The following is a 3,599-nucleotide window of genomic DNA, read 5'->3' as shown; positions in this document are numbered from 1 at the left end:
CGCCGGCGGCGGCGCGGCCGGGCTGCCGGCTGCCGCGGTGGGGGTGGTCTGACGCGCCGGCGCGTGCTGGTTGGATTTGGCGCAATTCAGGAGCATCATCGCCGCGCCGCATATCATCACAAAATGAAAAAATTGCTTCATAACCGTTCCGAACTGGGTGTAATGCGTTTGGCGGCAGGCCGCCGGTTTTCATTCTATATTACCGTATCCAAGGCGTAATTCTCGAATTTTATTCAGAGTCATCCCATAAGGCTAAAGAACCGATGCGTGGATTAACGCAAAGTCTTTGTTTTCAGCATCCGTTTCATCATGTAGCCCAAACGGCATTGATGACTTTTTTCAATTCCAATGAAATTGCCCCTTTTTTTGTGCTCCTGCGCCACATGCTGTCCCACAGCTCAGCCTCCGCCCGACGCGAACAACGCCTCAAATCCTGGGAAATATCCCTGGTGCGGCGCCCGCAGCATGCGGAAGCTGCCGCCTGCTGTCCCATAACTTCGCAGCAGCGGCCCCAGTGCCAGGCCGTCCCAAACCACGGCCCGCATCAGGCAGAACAGTCGCGTGAAGCTGTGGCTCCAGTCGCACAGGAACGCCTGAAAGCGCAGCAGCACGTACAGCAGCAGGGCCATCCAGACCTGCCACTGAATGGCGTTTTTACTGTGGCCGAGAAAATCGCACAGCTGCAGGGTCTGTTTGATCTGCTTGAAGAACGCCTCGATCGACCAGCGGCTCTTGTAGAGATCGGCGACGCTGGCGGCCGACCAGTCCATGTTGTTGGTGATGAACGTCATCTCGACCAGCGCGCCGTCGATCTCGACCAGGGCCACGATGCGCCGCAGCGGCTCCGGGTAGGCCGCATGGCTCTTGGCCACGCTCAGCACGACCTCGTCGTCGCGCAGGATGTTGCCGTCGGGCTTTTTGAGGCGCCGGCGCACGCAGCGCGACTGCATGTTGTCCTTGGCCCGCGTCACCCAGAACACGCCGCGCTGCTGCAATTCGTAAAGATGGCCGAAATCGACGTAGGCCTTGTCGAACACGACGATTTCGCCGCGGCCGATGCCGGCGCAGACGGTGCGGGCGGCGCGGGCATCGGTCAGCTTGGCCGTGTCGACGACGGCGAAGGCCGGCAGAAACGAGCGCAGGTTGAGGCGCAGGTGCATCTTGGCGGCGGCCTTCTTGCGCCGGTGGCGCGCCCAGTCGATGCAGTTGGCCACGAGCTGGATCGTGGTGGCGTCCACGACGTGGATCAGCCGCTTGAAGCGCCGCGGCATGCCGGCGTAGGTGCGGCCGCCAAAACGCGGCCGCAGCGAGGCCAGGTGATTCAGCACCGACCAGAACAGATCCTCGGCCATGGCGGCGGGGCGGACTTTGTTGGCGTGCGAGAGGCCGTTGCGGCTGGGCGGTGCGGCCTCGCGCAGGCGCCAGAGCTTGGCCGCGTGCAGGCGCAGGCCGTCGCAGATATCGTTCAGGCTGATGGCGTGAACCAACTGCGCGTAGAGCAGCGCGATGACGTGGGACCACGGGCTGAAGGCGCGGGCCTTGGCGTCCACGCCGTGCTGGCGCGCGAGCTTGGCGACGAGGAACGGCGGAATCCATTCGCAAATTTGCGCCAGCGCGCTAAACTTGGTGCGGGTCGGTTTGTTGGGCATAGTGCTCTCCTCCAGCGGCTTACCGCTTGGTATTTGGTTCAGGAGAATTATGCCTGCAAGCCGACTCATTTACGAATACCTATGGGATGACTGTGATCTGATTACCGCTCTTGGCCCAATCCGCTCGACTTGGCGGCGTACCGCCCAAGCAATGGCCTCATGGAAAAACGTGGCGGCGCGTTGTTCGATATGGAGAAAGATCTTCTACGCCAGAGAATGCGGCATTATTTAAATAAAAAAGTGGAGAGCCTCTTGCAAAAGTCTGAAAAAATAATTTTTACTTTTTAAACATAGCAATCTTATTCTCACACCATTTCTCACAAAGAAACCGATGCATAATGAATTGTCCATTACGAGACATTTTGTTCGCAGGCCAAGACATGTCTCTTCCTCTCCCCCCCCCAAGCCGATCAATTTTCGTACCCCCCCAGGCGGCTCCTCACTCCAGCAGCCCCACCAAACTCTTGGCCGCCACCACCAGCACCCCCAGCATCAGGTGCGCCGCCACCTTCAACCCGCCACGCACCCGCACCGTCGCGCCGCCATGATTGTCCTTCAGGTCCGAGTTGGCCCGCTCGGCCGTCGAGCGTTCGCGGTAGCGCAGACGCCGCGCCGGTTCCAGCTGCGCCGCCGGCGCCCCACGTGTGGCCTTGGGCTCGATCACCGGCACGTGGCCCAGGCGCCGGCTGTAACCCATGATCGGTTCGGCGTAGTAGGCCGAGTCCATCAAATCGTAGAGGCTGGTGACCCGCCCGGCCGCCATTTGCAGCAGCGGGATGGCCACCTGCGAGTCGTGCAGACTGGCGCTGCTGAGCACGAAGCCCACCGGGATGCCGCCGTCGGCCGTGATCAGGTGCCCCTTGTAGCCGCGCCAATACTGGTTGATGCCCTGGGCGTTCTTTTTGGCTCCGCTGTCGCACTGGCAGGGCAGTTCGGCCAGGTTCTCCGCCAGCGTGCGCCCGCCCTGCAGCTCCAGGCGCTTGGGATCGGGGGCCGGACGCTCCTCGCCCTTCGTGGGCCGGCCCCGCTTGGCCTTGGCCTTGGGCGCCGGCTTGGGCTTGGCCGCGGGCTTCTCGCGCGCCGCGATGGCAGTGGCGTCGGTGCTGAGGTGGCCCACCAGCTTGTCGCCCAGCTTGTCCTTGATCAGCGCTTCGTGGAGCTGTTGGGGCAACTGGCTCTTGGCGAACTCGGCGAAGGCGCGCGAGAAAGTGGCCTCGCTGGGCACCTCGCCCGCCCGCTCCCAACCGCACAGCCGGCGCAGGGTGGGATCGTGGGCCAGACGGTCCAACAAGGCGCGGGTGGTTGGAAAATTCCAAACCGCCTTGGCGATGAAGGCCAGCAGGATCGGCAAGCGCCACTGGCGCGGGCAGCCCACCCCGGCCCACTCGAAATGCGCGGTGAAACGCTCGGGACGCACCAGTTCGACGACGCTGACGAAAAGTTCGCCCTTTTCGCCCAGTGGGGCGTCCAACTCGGTTTCTAATGCTGGAAAAAGGGTCTGCTGTATGGTAGTAATGAGCTTGAAGAGGATGGACATGGTGCGTGCTTTCCTTCGGGAGAGTTTTAAGCACACGGATCATACCATTCTCTTCATTTTTTAACCACCCCCATTCCCAAAGAAAATCGGCCTGTCTATCAAGTTTTGCAAGAGGCTCTCAAATTTCAAATTTCAGATCTCAAATCACCGGTCCGCGGTCTCCAGGACCGGTTCCCTGCCGGGCTCTTCTCGTTTCGGCCGCGCCGGCGGTTGGCGCAGGATCGACACCCATTTGCGCACCGCGTCGGCCATGATCATGCACGTCAGCACGATCATGATCGAACCCAGCACCACCATCAACTTGAGCTGGAAGGCGTCCTTGGGGTTGGGCGTGTTGTCGATCAGTGTCCACCACTGCATAATGCTCATCACGCTGCCCGTCAGCACCGTCACCAGCACGAACGCCAGCGGCA

Annotated in this window: 3 protein-coding genes; all 3 read right to left on the bottom strand. The window is 61.5% G+C overall.

What is annotated here, in order from left to right:
* Nucleotides 1-398: 398 nt before the first annotated feature.
* Nucleotides 399-1,649, bottom strand: a complete 1,251-nt coding sequence (locus Q7V20_RS18875) for an IS4 family transposase (RefSeq protein ID WP_304794850.1) — start codon at nt 1,647-1,649, stop codon at nt 399-401.
* Between the two features lie 439 nt (nt 1,650-2,088).
* Entirely contained in the window at nt 2,089-3,186 is a 1,098-nt protein-coding gene (locus Q7V20_RS18870; protein ID WP_304794848.1) for a transposase, read from the bottom strand.
* 144 nt (nt 3,187-3,330) lie between these two features.
* Nucleotides 3,331-3,599: hypothetical protein (locus Q7V20_RS18865; RefSeq protein ID WP_304794846.1), on the bottom strand; the 269-nt coding region annotated here is incomplete at its 5' end.

Source organism: Aquabacterium sp. (assembly GCF_030652515.1).
In the GTDB taxonomy this organism is placed as follows: Bacteria; Pseudomonadota; Gammaproteobacteria; order Burkholderiales; family Burkholderiaceae_C; genus Aquabacterium.
The sequence above is the reverse complement of the archived record's forward strand: the minus strand, read 5'-3'. Positions and strand labels throughout refer to the sequence as shown.

Coding starts and splice junctions, on each gene's coding strand:
- Q7V20_RS18870 (WP_304794848.1), bottom strand. CDS start 3,186: ATGTCCATCCTCTTCAAGCTCATTACTACCATACAGCAGACCCTTTTT.
- Q7V20_RS18875 (WP_304794850.1), bottom strand. CDS start 1,649: ATGCCCAACAAACCGACCCGCACCAAGTTTAGCGCGCTGGCGCAAATT.